At 64.2% G+C, this 16988-nt stretch carries 16 protein-coding genes; 5 read left to right on the top strand and 11 right to left on the bottom strand.

Features of this window, described 5'->3' with window-relative positions; all coding sequences use genetic code 11:
* Positions 1-14: 14 nt before the first annotated feature.
* From BH683_RS16340 to BH683_RS16320, 5 genes are all read right to left on the bottom strand, one after another.
* Entirely contained in the window at positions 15-1070 is a 1056-nt protein-coding gene (locus BH683_RS16340) for an IS110 family transposase (RefSeq protein ID WP_084834247.1), read from the bottom strand.
* A 272-nt stretch (positions 1071-1342) separates the two neighbouring features.
* Positions 1343-3883: an FtsX-like permease family protein gene (locus BH683_RS16335; protein WP_084837310.1), complete on the bottom strand. Its 2541-nt coding sequence runs from the start codon at positions 3881-3883 to the stop codon at positions 1343-1345.
* Positions 3880-4548 carry an ABC transporter ATP-binding protein gene (locus tag BH683_RS16330; protein WP_084837309.1) on the bottom strand — a complete coding sequence of 223 codons (669 nt, stop codon included), beginning with the start codon at positions 4546-4548 and terminating at the stop codon, positions 3880-3882. Before BH683_RS16330 ends, BH683_RS16335 begins: the two co-directional genes overlap by 4 nt.
* Before the next feature lie 43 nt (positions 4549-4591).
* Positions 4592-5749, bottom strand: a complete 1158-nt coding sequence (locus BH683_RS16325) for a PLP-dependent cysteine synthase family protein (protein ID WP_084837308.1) — start codon at positions 5747-5749, stop codon at positions 4592-4594.
* Complete coding sequence (locus BH683_RS16320; protein WP_308203594.1) at positions 5746-6144, bottom strand: DUF4229 domain-containing protein; 399 nt, start codon at positions 6142-6144, stop codon at positions 5746-5748. The genes BH683_RS16325 and BH683_RS16320 overlap by 4 nt, the downstream gene beginning before the upstream one ends.
* A gap of 291 nt (positions 6145-6435) precedes the next feature.
* On the opposite strand from BH683_RS16320, the gene BH683_RS16315 reads away from it, so the two are divergent.
* The 3 genes from BH683_RS16315 to BH683_RS16305 all read left to right on the top strand — a co-directional run bounded on the left by BH683_RS16315 (position 6436) and on the right by BH683_RS16305 (position 7759).
* Complete coding sequence (locus tag BH683_RS16315; protein ID WP_246833414.1) at positions 6436-6729, top strand: BldC family transcriptional regulator; 294 nt, start codon at positions 6436-6438, stop codon at positions 6727-6729.
* A gap of 142 nt (positions 6730-6871) precedes the next feature.
* Entirely contained in the window at positions 6872-7117 is a 246-nt protein-coding gene (locus BH683_RS16310; protein WP_084837306.1) for a hypothetical protein, read from the top strand.
* Between the two features lie 219 nt (positions 7118-7336).
* Complete coding sequence (locus tag BH683_RS16305) at positions 7337-7759, top strand: helix-turn-helix transcriptional regulator (protein WP_084837305.1); 423 nt, start codon at positions 7337-7339, stop codon at positions 7757-7759.
* A gap of 5 nt (positions 7760-7764) precedes the next feature.
* Here BH683_RS16305 and ccsB read toward each other — a convergent pair whose 3' ends face one another.
* The 6 genes from ccsB to hemL all read right to left on the bottom strand — a co-directional run bounded on the left by ccsB (position 7765) and on the right by hemL (position 13988).
* Complete coding sequence (gene ccsB, locus BH683_RS16300; protein ID WP_084837304.1) at positions 7765-8736, bottom strand: c-type cytochrome biogenesis protein CcsB; 972 nt, start codon at positions 8734-8736, stop codon at positions 7765-7767.
* Between the two features lie 67 nt (positions 8737-8803).
* Entirely contained in the window at positions 8804-10546 is a 1743-nt protein-coding gene (locus BH683_RS16295) for a cytochrome c biogenesis protein ResB (protein ID WP_084837303.1), read from the bottom strand.
* Positions 10543-11361 (bottom strand): cytochrome c biogenesis CcdA family protein, encoded by an 819-nt coding sequence (locus BH683_RS16290; RefSeq protein WP_084837302.1) that lies wholly within the window; start codon positions 11359-11361, stop codon positions 10543-10545. Before BH683_RS16290 ends, BH683_RS16295 begins: the two co-directional genes overlap by 4 nt.
* Positions 11358-11894, bottom strand: a complete 537-nt coding sequence (locus BH683_RS16285; protein ID WP_246833419.1) for a TlpA disulfide reductase family protein — start codon at positions 11892-11894, stop codon at positions 11358-11360. The genes BH683_RS16290 and BH683_RS16285 overlap by 4 nt, the downstream gene beginning before the upstream one ends.
* A 136-nt stretch (positions 11895-12030) precedes the next feature.
* Entirely contained in the window at positions 12031-12663 is a 633-nt protein-coding gene (locus BH683_RS16280; RefSeq protein ID WP_084837300.1) for a histidine phosphatase family protein, read from the bottom strand.
* On the bottom strand, positions 12663-13988 hold the full coding sequence (hemL, locus tag BH683_RS16275; protein ID WP_210405230.1) for a glutamate-1-semialdehyde 2,1-aminomutase: 1326 nt from the start codon (positions 13986-13988) through the stop codon (positions 12663-12665). Before hemL ends, BH683_RS16280 begins: the two co-directional genes overlap by 1 nt.
* Before the next feature lie 160 nt (positions 13989-14148).
* Between hemL and BH683_RS16270 the strand changes: the two genes are divergently transcribed.
* Both BH683_RS16270 and BH683_RS16265 read left to right on the top strand, forming a co-directional pair.
* Positions 14149-14484 (top strand): hypothetical protein, encoded by a 336-nt coding sequence (locus BH683_RS16270; RefSeq protein ID WP_084837299.1) that lies wholly within the window; start codon positions 14149-14151, stop codon positions 14482-14484.
* Complete coding sequence (locus BH683_RS16265) at positions 14484-16901, top strand: hypothetical protein (protein WP_084837298.1); 2418 nt, start codon at positions 14484-14486, stop codon at positions 16899-16901. The genes BH683_RS16270 and BH683_RS16265 overlap by 1 nt, the downstream gene beginning before the upstream one ends.
* Positions 16902-16988 lie beyond the last annotated feature (87 nt).

Below are 16988 nucleotides of genomic sequence, written 5' to 3'. Positions count from 1 at the left end.
AAGTTGCTCCTATGTCAAGCGGCGGCTTGTTCGGTCGGTGCGGGGTGCGTGTGGGCGTCGGTGGTGAGTCGTTGGTAGACGGTGCGGATGAGTCGTCGTCGCAGGCACCGTAGGGCTGAAGTTTTGGTGTCGTTGGCGGCGAGGCGGTTGCGGTAGTAGGTGTAGCCGTCGGAGTCTTCGAGGCGGATTTGGGTCAGGGCGATGCGGTGCAGTGCGGTATTGAGCTGTCGGTTGCCGTGTCGGGGTAGTCGCACGCGGCCGGCGCTGTTGCCGGACCAGACGGGGATGGGTGCTGTGCCGGCGTAGCTGGCGTAGGCGTCGGCGGAGCGGAAGCGGGAGATGCCGGCGGTTTCGCCGACGATTTTGCCGGCGGTCAGTTCGGCACAGCCGGGCAACTCGAGCAAGGTCGGCACCAGTTGGCGTACTCGCTTGCCGATCTCGGTGGCGAGCTTGTTGATCCGGGCTGTCAGCGAGATGATGTCGTCGAGTTCCGCGCGGGCGATGTCGGCGAGGAGGCTGGTGTGGTTCGCGAGATGGGTGGCGAGTATTTTTTGGTGCTTGTTCATGCTCAGCGACCGGGGTTTGGGAGCGTAGGCGGGATTGATCTCATGGACCCGCCACAGCAGTCGGTTGATTGACGCAGTGCGTTGGGCGACAGCGACTTCCCGGTAGTCGACGAGGAGCCGTAACTCGCGGGATTGGGGGTCGGCGCCAGCGGCGGGCAGGTCCGGTTCGCGTAGTACCGCTCGCGCCACGGCCAGGGCGTCGATGGGATCTGACTTGCCGCGGGTGCGAGCGCTGGAGCGGGCTTGGGCCATCAACTTGGTGGGTACGCGCACCGCGGTCTGGCCGGCGCCGAGCAGGTCGCGCTCGAGGCGGGTCGACATCTGCCGGCAGTCCTCGATACCCCACACCAGATCGCCACCGAACTCGGTGAGTGCCCAGTTGATCGCTGTGTGGTGCCCTTCGGTGGTGGCCGCAGAGGTGAGGTGGCCTAGCTTCTTGCCGACGGAATCGACGGCGACGAATGTGTGAGTGGACTTGTGTACATCGACTCCAACAACAACCATGGTGGTTGCCTCCTGATTCAGAAACAGGGACAGGGACGGTTGGGCCGGCCGGTGGGCAATCCTCAGTTGGGGGCGGTGCCACGCTCCTATCAAGCCACATCGGTCGGTCCATCACACCTGGTGTTGGCACAACTTTTGGAGACCAGACCTCACCCTTTGATGGTGATGCCGGTAGGCCCATCAAGAGCCAAACACCAGGTGATCAGGACCCAACCACCGCCAGAGCGGCAACACAAGAGTCACACTGAGGACCCATCATCGGGGTTGGGGGATTACTCGGTGAGTATTGCTTCGCTGATGTTCATCCGGCCGGCGCGGGCGGCGGGGAAGAAGGCGCCGGCGAAACAGAGGGCAAAGGCCGTGACGACATACAGACCGATGACCAGTTGCGGCGAATACTGCACCTGCACCGACGTCGTCTGCGTGAGGATCTTGTTGCCGACGATGTGCAGCCCCGTGCCCATCACGACTCCGAGCAGAGATCCGACCGCGGCGACAGCTGCCGCTTCGGCGAGCACCATCCTCTGCACGAACTTTCTCGACGCCCCCATCGCGCGCAGCACACCCAACTCGCGTCTGCGCTCGATCACCGACAACAGCAGCGTGTTGAGCAGCGCGATGGCCGCGACCACCGCGACAATCCATTGAATGGCGATGGCGAACGCACCGGACTGTTCGACCGATGCCTTGGTCGCGTCGAGGCCCTCCTGGCCGGTGTAGACGTTGATCGGCATCGTCGTGGCGCCCGCGGCGGCCGCTTCGATTTCGCCTCGCAACTGCTCCTTGTCGACGCCGGGCGCTGCCGTCACCTGTAAGAAGGTGTCGCCCGGGCGGTTGAACCACTCCGACAGCAGGTCGTGCGAGATCGCGGCGGTACCGGAGTTGACGGTCACATAGTCGACCAGCTGCAGCACAGGCAAGGTGTGATAGCCGGTGGGAGAGGCGATCTCGACGTCGTCACCGGTCGCGACCCCGAGGTTGCCCGCCAGGGTTCGCGACATGATGATGCCACGACCTGCGAGTACTTCATCGATCACTTCCGGTGAGCCCTTGCGGATGAACGGCGCACTCGTGCCGGGACTCAAGCCCTGGAACATCACCCGGGACTCACCGACGTTGATCGACGCCCACTGCCCGCCGACCACCCGCTCGACGCCGGGTAGCTGCGAGACCGCGGAGCCGACCGCCGGATCGATGATCGGGCCGTCCGGGATGCTCGACTTCTCCTGCGACGACACGTAGAAATCGGTGTCGGCCAACCCGTCCAACGAGTTCGTGATCGACGACACCAGGTTGTTCATGACACCAGAGGTGCACAGTCCCACCGTGATCGCGACGGCGACCGTCATCAGGGTCGCCCACGCCCGACGCGGTGCGCGCTCGGTGTTGACGGCACTGAGGGTGCCTGGGCCGCCCAATCGGCCGGCCAATGCACTGACGGCGGCGACCAGGGGCTTGGTGATCGCAAACGCCACCAGCAGCATGCCGAGACAGAACACGATGCCGGCAGTCGCGACGACCTGTCCTTTGATCGTGTTCGCCATGATCACGCCGAGGACGATCAACACGATCCCCAGGACCGCGCACACCTTCACCGCGACCCCGCGGCCCGCTGGTGAGCCGGCGGCAGCACTGCTCGACATCGCCTCGATCGGCGACACCGTGAACACCGACCGCGCGGCCAATACGCTTGCGCCGCAACAGGCCAGTACGCACGCGATGACCGCGGCCGGAGCGGCATAGATCGGCAGTCCGAACTCGACCGTGGCGCCGTACGACGACAAGATGTCGGGCAGTTGCGCGATCGCCCACCGCCCGGCCAAGATGCCGACCGGGACACCGATCAGCCCACCCACCAAGCCGAACAACGCTGCCTCACCGATCAGGTCGGCGACCAGCGGACCGCGTCTGCCGCCGAGCGCGCGGATCATCGCGATGGACGACCGTCGCGACGCCACCGCCATGTTCATGGTGTTGAACACCAGGAATCCCGCGATCACCAGTGAGATCAGCGAGACCAGCAAGGTCGAGTTCCGGGTCACCGAGCTCGCGGTCTCCGCCTGCTTTGCCCGGAAATCGGGGTTGACGACGACGGCGCGGCCCTGGACCACCGAGTTCAGCTGCTCACGCAACTGGTCGGTGGTGGTCCCGGGTTCTTTGGTGACCAGGATCGAGTCGACCCGGCCCTCGTGGGCGGTCAGTTCCTGCGCCAGTCCCAGGTAGGCGAAGATGAACCGTCCACCATTGATGGTGTCTGCCTCGGGAGCGTCGATCACCGTGGTGACCGTGGTCTCGACCCCGTTGATCGAAACCTGTTGCCCCTGCTGCAGTCCGGTGGCCTTCCCGACACTGATGCCTGACATCAGCGTGGTGAGATCGGTCCCTTCACCACCCGCCGCTTGCGACACCGCATCACGCAGCCCGCCGCTGATGGCGGTGATGTTGTTGTCGCTGCCCAACACGGTGGTTCGTTCACCATCGACGAATACGGGGCTGTTGATCAGTGGCACAACGCTTCTTGCGGCAGGCGCGTCACGACGGATCTCCCCCAACAGCTCATCGCTCACCCCGGAGTCGACGATGCCAGCGATCTCGAGATCAGCGGTGCCGGAGATGGTCGCGCTCAGCTTCTGCACCGACGCCGTCAGCGAGCCGTAGGTACCGAGAACCGCCACCAGCAGCGCCGAGGCGACGACGACCACGAGCAGCGAGGTGGTGACCCGCAGCCGGTGCCCGAGGAGCTCACGTATGTTGACGAGCCTGATCCTGGTGAATCCTGCACCGAGAGATCCCAGTGGCCGTGGCAGGTTCACTCCTCGATCTTCCCGTCCCGCACGGTGATCGTCCGATCGGCGTGTGCGGCCGCCTTGTTGTCGTGCGTGACCATCACCACGAGCCTGCCGTCGCCTTCGCGGCTCACCTCGGTCAACAGCTCGAGGATCGATTCGCCCGTATGAGAATCGAGGTTGCCGGTCGGTTCGTCGGCGAGCACGATCCGCGGACTCATGATCAGTGAGCGGGCAATTGCCACCCGCTGCATCTGTCCACCGGAGAGCTCCGACGGGCGGTGCTTCTCGCGGTCGCCCAGCCCCACCCGTTCGAGCAGTGCGATGGCCTCGGATTTGGCCGACCTCAACGACTTTCCGTCCAGCAACCTCGGCAGGGCCACGTTCTCCCACGCGGACATGGTGGGTATCAGGTTGAAGAACTGGAAGATGAATCCGACCCGATGCCTGCGGAACTCGGACTGCTGCTCTTCGGACAGCGACCCGAGATCGAGTCCGTCGACGACGATGGACCCCGAATCCGGCACGTCGAGAGCGCCGAGCACGTGCAGTAGCGTGCTCTTACCCGCCCCGGATGGTCCGACGATCGAAACGAACTGCCGGGCCTGCAGGGTCAGGTTCAGGCCGTCGAGCGCCCGGACGCGTTGCTCGCCCATCCGGTATTCGCGCACCAGATCGACCGCCTCGACCATGGGACGAGCGCCCGGCGCGTGCGCCCCGACAGTCTGCGACTGTTCACTCACTCCACTCTCCGGTGGTGAAGAACTCATCCAGCATCCCCTCTGCACGGCCGAGGTCCAGGCCTTTTTCGGCCAGCCACTCGTCGTTGTAATACGTTCCGGAGTAGCGATCACCGCCGTCGCACAACAGTGTCACAACACTTCCCGGTCGACGCTGCGCCCGCATCTCGGCGATCAGCCGCAGTGCCCCCCACAGGTTCGTGCCTGTCGAGCCGCCGACCCGCCTGCCGAGGGTCTCACTGGCCCGGCGCGCAGTCGCGATACTGGCGTCGTCGGGGACCGACATCATGCGGTCGATGACCTGCGAGATGAAGGATGGTTCGACGCGCGGCCTACCGATGCCCTCGATACGTGAGCCGGTGTCAGAACCTGCCTCGGGGTCGGCGTCCCGGTAGGCCGGGAAGAAGGCCGAGTTCTCCGGATCGACCACACACAGCCAGGTCTGATGCCTGCGGTAGCGGATGAACCGCCCGATGGTCGCGGAGGTGCCACCGGTGCCTGCACCGACGACGACCCAGGTGGGCACCGGGTACTCCTCCTGGGCGAGCTGGGTGAAGATCGATTCGGCGATGTTGTTGTTGCCGCGCCAGTCAGTGGCCCGCTCGGCCATCGTGAACTGGTCGATGAAGTGCCCGCCCGTTTCGTCGGCGAGCCGCTGAGCCTCCGAGTACACCTCGTCGGAGCGGTCGACGAAGTGGCAACGACCGCCGCGGCGCTCGATCAGCGCGACTTTCGCCGGCGACGTGGTCCGAGGCATGACGGCGATGAACGGCACCCCGATCAGCTGGGCGAAGTAGGCCTCGGACACCGCAGTCGACCCCGACGAGGCCTCGATGACGGTGGTCCCCCTCAGAATCCAGCCGTTGCACAGGGCATAGAGGAACAGTGACCGCGCAAGTCGATGCTTGAGCGATCCGGTGATGTGGGTGCTTTCGTCCTTCAGGTACAGCGAGATGCCGGTGTTGCCCGCGTCGGTGTCCCACCGGGACCAGTCCGGCAGTGGGTATCGCAGCAGATGCGTATCTGCGCTACGGGTGGCGTCGGCGTCGATCAGGCGGACCGCGTTGTCCACCCAGCCGCGGTCGAACCGGTGATCCACATCGAGTGTGCGAGGTACTCCTGCTGCGCTCACCGGTCCGCCCCTGGTTGTCATGACTTGCCAGAATCCTTGGACTTGCCATCGACCTGAGAAGATTCCCGGCCGGAGGATTCCTGGCCGCGCAACCGCGCGGTGAGGTTCTCGCGCTGCGCCTTGCGGCCGGCGTCCACGGTGGCGATGCCGACGTTGACGCGATCACGCAGGCCCTTGAAGAGCACCATCCCCAACGGGAGCGCGATGATCACCGCGAAGAATGCGGCGACGAGGACCGGCACGTCGATGCCCACGACGTTCCCGAGCAGGTAGATACCGGCCGCCAGCGCGATGACCAGAGCGATACGCGCTCCAGTGAACAACGCCAAGTCCACCGCGAGCCGTCGGCCGGCTCCCGGCGACGGCGAGACAGGCGCCGCAGGAGTCTGCTTCTTCGCCGATGGTTTCTTGGCCACTGGTTTCTCGCCTTCTGGGTTCATACCTTCTGAGTTCATGCCGTTTGGGGGGCCGAGCTCTTCTCCGCTTACGCCCATGACCTTACTTCGACCTCCGGGAGAGCCCGAAACGTCCACCTTTGCAATCCCTTTACTAACAGCTAACTATTCGAATACCTGGGCATTTGGGTGTAACCATGAGTCGCGGTCTCCCGCAGCCCTGCAGGAGCGGCACGTACAACGATGCGCCACCGACAGACGCCGTCAGGTGTCACGGCGCAGCACGAAAGGCCAGACTCGATAGGAGCAGCGATGACCTTTGCAAGCCCCCTTGGACCGAGATTGCCCAGCCCCGGCACCCCCGGAGCCTCATCCCTGAGCCCCCAGTCCCTCGGCCCCCAGGCTCTCAGTCCACAGACAGCTAGCCAGCACACCTTGACGCCCGGCCAGGTCGCCGCCATGTTCAACGTGAACCCGAAGACCGTTGCACGCTGGGCCAGCTCCGGTTTGCTCGGCGCCATCCGTACGCCCGGTGGTCACCGTCGCTTCCGCGAAGCCGACGTCGTCGAGCTACTCAATCGCCGCACCCCCGCCCACGGGGCCTGAGAACACACTTTCTCACCCATCGAGCGCCGCTTCATCAGCACCCGAGCACGCCGATCGCACTCTGCGGTCGGCGTGCTCGCGTATGTGCACTTGCCGCCTCCCGTAGCCTGGGTTTGTCGGCTTTGATTCTGGAGGTGCCGCAATGATCTACCTGCTTGCCATCATCGGCCTGTTGGCACTGACGTACCTGGCCTGGCGCGCTTTCGGCCCGGACGCGGTGGCAGGACGCGGAGAAGGTGAAACCCGTCCGACGCGACGCCAGATGCCTCGCGGACCGGTTGGTCCGGATGACGATCTCGAATTTCTCAATGACCTGGACCGCAAGGCGCGCGATAAAGATCCGAAATATCGGGCAGACGGTGACGATCGGCCCAGTTCTACCGACTGACCTGCACAACCGTCCAGTAATCGTTGACCCTTTGTCCAAGGTTCTGGCGACGAGCCGGTGAGAAAAGTTCACTATAAACCGACTTCAGATTAACTTTGACGAACCGACATAAGTTGGGTCATCCCGGTAGCCACTTTGCGACCTTTAAAGGTAGAGTCTCAATCTAGTTCGACCGCGGCACACCGCTGTAGTCAAATCAGAGGTCTGGGAGTGAGAGAAGTGGCTGCTGTACACGACGGAAAAAGCTTTGCCGACCACCTGAACGAACTGTTCAACACAGTTCGCGATGAGAACGGAATCCCCTACACCGGCAAGAAGATTGCGCTGAAGGCGAACCAGCTCGGTTACACGCTGAGCGACGCCTACATCTCGCAACTGCGTACCGGGAAGGCAAAGACCCCGTCGTTCCGGACCGTCGAAGCGATCTCTCGTGCATTCGAGATCAGCGTGACCTACTTCCTCACCGATCCGGATGAGGATCTCAAACGGGTGGAACAGCAGCGCGAGTACGTGCAGATGGCAGCCGAGACCGGCGCCCACCTCGCGGCATTCCGACATGAAGCGATTTCGACCGACACCCTCGACGTGGTGATCGAACTCCTCAAGGTCGTCAAGAAGCAGCAGAACGACCGCGTGGCGTAGCCGCTTTACAGTCCGGCGTACGAGTGCAGGCCGGACACCACCAGGTTGATGATGAACAGGTTGAACAGCATGGCCACGAAACCGGCGATGTTGATCCATGCCGCAGCCGTGTTCCGCCATCCGGCGGTGGCACGGGCGTGCAGATACGCGGCGTAGATCACCCAGGCGATGAACGACACCGTCTCCTTGGGATCCCAACCCCAGAAACGACCCCACGCGGCTTCGGCCCAGATGGCACCGCAGATCACGCCGAGACCGAACAGCGGGAACGCGAACACCACCGTCTTGTAGGCCAGCCGATCGAGAGTCTGCGCCGACGGGACCCGCTGCAGTACCCGGCCCCAGAACTTGTCACTGGGGTTCGGGTACTTCAGTTTGAGCAGGTAGAGAATGCTGGCCACACCGGAAACCAGGAACACTCCGGAGCCCACCGCGACGATCGAGACGTGGATCGCGAGCCAGTACGACTTCAGCGCCGGGACCACCGGTGCGGCGTTCGTATAGAGATAGGTGCCTGCGATGAACAGCAGCACCACCACGGGCAGCAACACGAATCCGAGCAGCGGGCGGTACTCGCGCTTGCGCAAGACCACCAGCGCGGCCACCATGCCCGCGGCGCAGGCGATCGAGACGAACTCGTACATGTTGCCCCACGGAGCGCGCCCGGTTGCGAAGCCGCGCAACACGATCGAGCCGATCTGCAACACTGTGGCGAGCAAGACGACGCCGTAGGCCATCTTCGCAAGGCGGTCGCCGAGCGGTGCCTTGCCGGAAGATTCGAGCTTGCCCGGGGTCCGGACGTCGCCGGCCGTCACCGGCGTCGGGCCACCCGCGCCGACGAGCTGGTCGGCCTTCTCTACGACCTGCCGTTTGCTCGCGAGCGCGGCCAGGAACATGATCATCGCCAGCACGTAGACGGTCAGCGCTGTGCCGTAACACAGATCCGAATACCGGGACAGGGTCTCATCGACGTCCATCGGTCACCTTCTCCCAGTGATTCATCTCGTGCATCCTTCTCACTTCGTGCTCGTGCCGCTCGGCGGTCTACTTGCCGCTCGGGGTCTTCGTGCGTTCGAGGCCCAGTAGATCGGCCACCATGTCCGGGAAACCCTCACCCCAACCGGCCTGGTCGGTGCGGGCGAGGCCGGCCATCTCTACTACAGACCGTCGCACATCCAGAGTAGAGGGATCGACCTGGCTCTGAGAAGCCGGTTCCTCCGCAGACGTCGGGGCTCGCGGAGCAGCATCCCCGGACCGCGACTCGGTCAGCGGCGTGATCCTCGCCCAGACGCGGCGACGTTTGATCAGCAGCGAGACCAGCAGACCGGCAAGCATCGCGATCGCCGACACCAGCACCCAGTTCTGCGCCGGGTCGTGCGAGACCTGTAGCGAGACCCACCGCTGGTACCCGTCGAACTGCACCGTGGTGCCGTCTTCGAGTCGCGTCTGTTCTCCTTGCTGCAGGTTGACGCGCTCTTTCTTGAGCAGCCGGCCCTGGTTGATCAAGTTGACGTCCAGGCTGAAGACGTTCTGCGGCCGGCCCGTGTCGAGGCCGGTGTCGCCCTGGTAGACGTCGATGGCCACGGCGGGATTCTCGGGGAGTGGGAACGACGACGTCATCAGGCCACCGTGGAATACCGCGGTCGGGGCGAAGAGCCCTTCGAGCGCGATCTGGTGTTTACGACGCTCGTCCTCGTTGGGATAGAGCCCTGCGGGGGTGTCGAAGCGGGCGGCGCCGCTCGACATCATCGTCTGTAGTTCGTTGGGCTGGAACGGCACCGTCTGGGTTCGGGTCTCCCCGTTCGGGAACGTGACGGTGAAGGTCGGAGCGAAGCCGTTGCCCAGGAGGTAGATCCGGTCGCCTGCGATGCGCAGCGGATGGTTGACCTGGACGTCGCTCTCTTGCCACTCATCGTTGTCGATGTCCTCGCCGACCTGATAGCGGATCTTCGCGCTGTACATGTCGGGCTGGCCGCTGGGCAGGAAGTCGGCGTCGAAGGAGTCGATCTGCATGCAGAACTCGTTCAGGTTGGTGCCGTCGACGAGGTTGCCTGCACGGAACGAGTCGTACACCGCGGTCGAGGTGTTGCAGAGGCCTTCCTGTCCGTCTGCCACCAGGATGCGGGTGCCCTCGTAGCCGAACATCTTGCCCGCTGCGATCGAGACCAGCAGGGCGAGCAGGGCGAAGTGGAACACCAGGTTGCCGAACTCGCGCAGGTATCCCTTTTCGGCGGAGACCTCGACGACGGTGACCACGGTGCCGTCGGCCTGCTTGCGTTCGACGGTGCGGGTGGTCTTGCGCCAACCGCGCAGCCCACCGTTGATCTTGGCGGCGATCTCGTCGGGGGTGCCGTCGATCTCGTGGCTCTCGTGGCGTGGCAGGCGCGCCAGGTTGCGCGGTGCGGGCACGGGTCGGGCGCGTAGTGACTTGGCGTGCTCGATCATCCGAGGCGTGAGGCAGCCCACGAGTGAGATGAACAACAGCGCGTAGATCGCGGTGAACCAGATGCTCGAGAAGACCTCGTACATACCGATCTTGTCGAACAATTCGCCGACGAAACCGTGATCGGCGATGTACTGCTCGGTCTTCGTCTCGTTCAAGGACCGCTGCGGCAGCAGCGCGCCGGGAACAGCCGCCAGGGCCAGCAGGAACAGCAGGGCCAGTGCGGTGCGCATCGACGTCAGCGAGCGCCACAGGTTACGTGCAGGCCAGAGGACGTAACGCTTGATCGGATTGGGCCGCGGGAGCTTGCCCGGCTGTGGCGATCGGGTCGCGGTGGCCGTCATATCGGCAGCACCGTGTCGGTGACGAACGCGTCGCGGACCCAGACGATGAATTGATCCCACAGTCCGGTCACCAGTGCCACGCCCACGACAACCAGTAGTACACCTCCGAATACCTGGATGGCCCGGGCGTGGTTCCGCATCCAGCCCACAGCCCGCAGAGCCCAGGCCGAACCGAACGCGAGCAACACGAACGGCAACCCCAGGCCGAGGCAGTAGAAGATGATCAGCGTGACCCCGCGAGCCGCGGTGGCGCCCTCGGTTCCACTGGCGGTGGTGATGACCGCGGCGAGCGTCGGTCCCAGGCACGGCGTCCAGCCGAGTGCGAAGACGGCGCCGAGCAGCGGGGCCCCGACGAGATTCGACACCAGACGCGGATGGAAACGGGCGTCGCGCTGCAGGATGGGAATGAGCCCGATGAAGACCAGACCCATGATGATCGTGACCACGCCGCCGATGCGTTGCAGCAGTTCACGATTGAGGACAAATGCGCTGGTGATCCCGAAGACCGACGCGGTCGCCAGCACGAACACGACCGTGAACCCGAGCACGAACAGCAACGCGGCACCGGTGACCCTGAGCCGTCCCGCCTTCCGCGATTCCTGCGGGGAGGTCGCCGGCGCCTCGGCACCCACGAGGCCTGCGAGGTACGACAGGTATCCGGGCACCAGCGGGACCACGCACGGTGAGGCGAACGACACCAGGCCGGCGAGCATGCAGGCACCCAGGGCGAGCAACAGCGGACCGCTCGAGACGGTGTCGGAGAAGCTCTCTCCCACACCCGCGAGGTTGGTCGTCGCCGAGATCACTGCAGTCAGCTCTTCTCGGCGGCGATCCGCTCGACAACCGGCTGTAACTCTTCGGCAGTGATCGCCTTGAGGAACACTGCCGCAGCCCGGTGGTCGCGGTCGAGGACCAGTGTGGTGGGAACCACCGAGGTCGGGGTCGTGAGCTTGGCCAGTGTGCGTCCCGGGTAGTCGAAAATCGAGGGGTAGGTGACCTGGCGGTCTTCGACGAAGTCTCGCGCCGAATCCTTGCGGTCGCGGAAGTCGATGCCCAGGAACGCGACTCCGGAGGCCTTCGTGTTGGCGTACACCTCTTCGAGTGCTTCTGCCTCACCCCGGCAGGGCCCGCACCATGAGCCCCATACGTTGATCACGACCACCTGACCTGCGAAGTCGTCGAGGCTGATCGTCTTGTTCTCGTCGAGCAGATCGGGCCCCGAGATGTTCGACACGGTGCCGCGCTCGGCGGGCGGATCGTAAAAGATCTCGGTCTTGCCGCCCGGTGAGACGAACTCGAACGTATCGCCCTGTCGCACAGCGTCGTCACCGGTGCTACACGCGGTCATCACGACGAGCGTGGCGACGGCGAGGACGACCAACCAACACAGTCGCCAACCCAAAGGGGCCAACATGCGCGTATCGCTGCGCTCACGGCCGGACTCCATCAAGATCTACTGCTCCATCAGAATCTACCGGGCTCCCTCAGGCTCCCGTGGCGAGCGGATCCGAGGCACCGGCCGGTTCGGAGTACACGATGTCAACCAACGCATCACCGTCGTACAACAGGCTCGTCAACGACGCGAGCGAGCATTGCCGCTTACGCGGATCGTGCCAGAGGCGTTGTCCTTCAAGGAATCTGCGGAGCGTGTAGACAGGCAACTGGTGGCTGACGCAGATCGCTTCATGACCCTTGGCTTCTTCGCGGGCCTTGTTGGCCACCGCCAGCATGCGATGGGCCAATTGGATGTACGGCTCGCCCCAGCTCGGGGTGAACGGGTCGCGGAGCTTTGCCCAGTGCCGAGGACGTCGCAGAGCGCCGTCGCCGACCGAGACCCGCAGGCCTTCGAAGGTGTTGTCGGCCTCGATGAGCCCGTCGTCGGTGATGATCTCCAGTCCGTGGGACGTCGCAACCGGGGTCGCCGTCTCCTGGGCACGCTGCAACGGTGAGGCGAAAACGTGGGTGATGTCGTGATCGGCGAGCGCGTCGGCGACCTTCTGTGCCTGCGCGGCGCCGAGGTCGGACAGGTGGAAACCCGGAAGGCGACCGTAGAGGATGCCGTCGGGGTTGTGTACTTCCCCGTGCCGCATCATGTGCACGATGGTGCGCTGCTGCATCAATTCTCCTTCCGAGCACGTGCAGCTGCGGTCGCAGCCGCCGGAAGTGCATCGGCGATGACACCGAAAGCATCCTTGTTCAGCGCCGCGGATACAAACCAGGCCTCGAAGGCGCTCGGCGGCGGGTAGACCCCCGCGTCGAGCATCGCGTGGAAGAACGGCGCAAAACGCCAGGTCTCGGAGTTCTTGACGCCTGCGTAGTCGGTGATGGGCGTGCTCGGGTCAGTAGTGAAGAACACGCTCACGAGGTTTCCGGCGTACTGCACCCGGTGGCCCACACCCTCGGCCGTCAAAGCCTCGCCGATGAGGTCGCCCAGTTGCCTGGAATTGGCGTCGAGTGCGGCGTAGACGGCGTCGTCGGCGTGCCGCAGGGTCGCGAGCCCGGCGGCAACCGCAACAGGGTTTCCGGACAGGGTGCCTGCCTGGTAGACCGGGCCGGCCGGAGCGAGGTAGGCCATGATCTCGGCGCGGCCGCCGAACGCAGCGGCAGGCAGGCCTCCACTCATCACCTTCCCGAAGGTGTAGAGGTCGCCCGCCACACCTTCGAGTCCGAACCAGCCCGCCTTGCTCACGCGGAAGCCGGTCATCACCTCGTCGATAATCAGCAGTGCGCCGTCCTTCGACGTGATGTCCTTGAGACCCTGGTTGAAGCCGTCGTGCGGGGCGATCGCGCCCATGTTGCCCGCGGCGGCCTCGGTGATGATCGCGGCGATCTCGCCGGGGTAGGTCGCGAACGTCTCGCGGACGGCGTCGAGGTCGTTGTACGGCAGGACGATGGTGTCCTGGGCCTGTGCGCCGGTGACGCCGGGCGAGGTCGGCAGGCCCAGCGTGGCGACGCCGGAGCCCGCGTCGGCGAGCAGGGCGTCGACGTGTCCGTGGTAGCAGCCGGAGAACTTGATGATCTTCGTGCGGCCGGTGAATCCGCGCGCGAGCCGGACCGCCGACATCGTCGCCTCGGTGCCGGAGTTGACCAGGCGAACCTGCTCCACCGGATCGACGCGCTTGATGATCTCCTCGGCGAGGTCGATCTCCGCCTCGGTCGGCGCTCCGAACGACAGACCCGTGGTCGCGGCCTGCTGTACCGCCTCGACGATCGCGGGGTGGGCATGGCCGAGGATCATCGGCCCCCAGCTCGAGACCAGGTCGACGTAGCTGTTGCCGTCGGCGTCGTTCAGTCGGTAACCCGAGGCACTGGAGATGAACCGGGGGGTTCCTCCGACGGCGCTGAAGGCTCGGACGGGCGAGTTGACGCCGCCTGGAATGGCACGGGAGGCGCGCTCGAAGAGCTGCGCTGAACGATCGGTGGCATACGACACGACCTCCAGTGTGGCAAACGCTGTGATGTGACCCGTCCCATGCAACCCTCGCCCTCCCGATGATGGGCTCTATTGGCAAACGTTTTCCCAGGTGGGGGCCGCCACAACAGCACATCATCGGGGCTCGCGTGCCTCGACGGGTCAGCGTCGGAGGGCTGGTTTAAGCTTCGTGAAAACAATCGAGGCCGGGGGGCTTGTTGTGGGGGAATTGTTCGCGGTTGACGAAGTCGACACCATTCACGGGGTCGGCACCAAGATGACCACCATCGCCGGTGAGGTCCGCGGGATCACGGTGGCACCCGGGTTCGCAGCAGTGGCGACCGCGATGACCGGGTCGGCCCTCGCGGGTGCCTGCGCGGGCAAAGACGATCTCTTGGTCGACTTGTTGAGCAGGGCTGCGGGCCGCGTCGAGCAGATCGGCAACGCCTGCACAGACACCGGCAATGAGCTGATCGATACCGAGGAGGAGTCGGCGAGCGGGTTCCGCGCGTTGGGCGACTTCTGATGGGGCGGCCCTCCAAGTCCACCGTGACCGGGTGGAATCTGTCGGCGCTGCGGACACAGGCCGCCGGCCTCATCGACGGTGCGTCCGATCTGCGGACCCAGACGCAGACGATGCTCGACGCCGCGCAGGACGCGGCCGGGAAATGGGTCGGTGAATCGCAGCGTGCCTGTGAGCAACGCGCATTGTCCGACCAGGCTGAGATCAACAAACTCGGTTCCGACATCGACCGCGCCGGAAACATCTTGAACAACACCGCCAACGCGATCTCGCCGAACCGATCCACCGCCTTGTCGCGGGTCGACGGCCTCGAACAGGACGACTTCCGGGTGGACGACGACTGGTCCGTCCACGAGACGCGAAACTACGCAGGAGCCATCGCAGCAGCCGAGCAGGGCAGCGCCGAATACAACAAACTGATCGCCGAGCGAGACCGCCGAATCAACGACGCCATCAATTCGACGATTTCGCTGCAGGCCCTCGCCGACCAGATGGGCATCGACGATCAGGCCGGTGCGACGGCGTTGGCCGACGCGTTCAGCAATGCCGAAGTCAACGCTCCCCTCACCGCGGGGATGTCGAGGCAGCAGGCCGCACGCGATGTCGCGGCAATCGCAGGCGGCACCGCCACCCCGCAACAGAAAGCGAGGTTCGAAGCCGCAACCGATCTGTCGCCCGAGCAGCGCGATGCCCTGATCCAAGGCAACGATGCGGTGATCACCAAAGGCCAATTCGAGTACCTACAGGGCTTCTACGGTGAGCTGAACAAGCAAGGGCTGGAAGGCTTCACCGCCTTCGGCGGCAGTGATCCGGCGATGAAAGCCGCGCTGGCCGACGGGCTGCAGTTGCTGTCGAATCCCCATGTGCGGACGGATCAGCAGGTGGACAACTGGTTCGGTCCGATCGTCAGCAACGTCACCGGTCAGCCTGCGCCACCCTCCTACATCCGTGGCGGGCTGTCGCAGGTGCCCAGTGCGATTCGGGATCCGCTGACGCAGCAAGCCACCCGTGAGAGTTCGGTCACGGCCCATGCCGCCAAAAGCAGCGCGTCCTTTGACACCCACGATTTCCCAACCCTGGAACAGCTCGGATCCATCGCCGACGTCCTCGGTCACGGTGATCCGAACATGCAACTCGGCAGTGACATCGATCGCGCGTTGATCGTGCGTAGCAGCGAAATCGCCGCGGCGGCAATCGACCCCGCCGCGCATTACGGGACCGGCACCGAGTTCACGAGGTTCTCCGACATACGGGAGGTCCTGGAAAAGACGACTCACGTTGCTGGCAACGACCACATTGCGGTCCACGACGCTCTGATGACCGGGCGCGAGGGTGGTCCGGGTACGTATTCCGTCATGCCAGACACCATCAACATCGACGGTACGACCGGTGATTACAACGCGAGCAAGTCCATGGCCGATCTGATGACCTTCGATTGGGCCGATGGAACCGGCGGCGAAGACTCCGGCCCCAACAATCTGTTCAAGTGGATCGGTGATTCCGCGGCAGCGCCCGAGGGCTCTTCGGCGAATACCGTCGCGGAGTCGTGGCGGGCTGGTGAATCCGGCAGTGAACTCACCAGGATCATCGCAGACCAGACCGCGTCGCTCATTGACGTCAACGGCGACAAAGCACTTGGAGAGGTGAATCCGGAGCTGACCCGCACACTTGCCAATGCCCTGGCTCCTCAGCTCGGTGATCTCGCGGGTGCACGCGACGACCTGTTCGTAACCAGCGGAGCCGACAAATTGGAGAACGGGGACCAGATGGCCAAGCTCTTCCAGGTTCTCGACACAGACGCCGAAGCAGGTCGAACAATCAACACCGCTGCAGCACAGACGATCAACTACCTGGAATACACCTTTGCGCAGCACCCCGAAGACAACCCACTCGGAACTGTTGCCGGACGGCTCGAAAACTCGATGTATTCAGGTCTCGCCCTCCAAACCGTCGAGGACACGGACGATCAGCGTTACGCAGCCACGCAGGAGTACACGAAGAACGGCTACATGTTCGACTCAACTAAGGGTCTACTTGGGTCGATCCCAGGGACTCCCCCAATCGCCAAAGCGCTGCTGGATACGTTCGCGCCCTTCGCGAAGAGCGAAATACTGGGCGACCCGCCAAATCCCAGCGACGTGACGCCTAACGATCGATACACGACGCTGAAGAACGAACTGAACGAGGCGGTTGGGCCGACAGAGCGATACAAAGACATGCTGGCGGGATACGCTGAGAAGAATCCAGCCATCCGGGAAGATCCGAGGTTTCAGCCGTACTTCACCGCTGACGGATCCATTGATTTGGCAGGCACTAACTCCGACGACTTCGACGGGCACGTCCGCAATCTATTCGGAGACAGCATAAGTCTCTACATGGTTGGTCGTGAAGACGGCAAGGCGTTTGATTGGAATGAGTAGAATGCAGAAAGTACGGTTCACGTTCAGTACAGCGACTGTAATCTGCCTACTGTTTCTCACTGGCTGCGGTTCGACGACTCCAAGCCT

This window comes from Williamsia sp. 1138, from assembly GCF_002095435.2.
Classification (GTDB): Bacteria; Actinomycetota; Actinomycetes; order Mycobacteriales; family Mycobacteriaceae; genus Williamsia.
This window is presented reverse-complemented; position numbering and strand designations above follow the sequence as displayed.